A 249-nucleotide genomic window follows, 5' to 3' on the forward strand; every position below is an offset into this window, starting at 1 on the left:
ATTGGCCATATTACCGGCGAACTGACCGCCGATATTGCCGCCGGTGCTGATACCGACACTTTGGTGTTCAACCTTAGAATCGGCTTTATTTTCAATATCACTGAAGCCCAGTGTGCCGGTATCCAGTGTGTTTTTATCGGCACTGGCAGTCGAGCCAATCACCGCGCCATTGAGCTGGGTATGCTCGCCCACCGTGATATCGAAAGCCACCAGAGCCTGCAAAAATACCGGTCTGTTCCTGCACCGATC

General features: G+C 52.6%; 1 pseudogene. It reads right to left on the reverse strand.

From position 1 onward, the window contains the following. Positions 1–249, reverse strand: a pseudogene (locus YROHD0001_RS00025) (hemolysin); the annotation flags it as partial.

This window comes from Yersinia rohdei ATCC 43380, assembly GCF_000173775.1.
Classification (GTDB): domain Bacteria; phylum Pseudomonadota; class Gammaproteobacteria; order Enterobacterales; family Enterobacteriaceae; genus Yersinia; species Yersinia rohdei.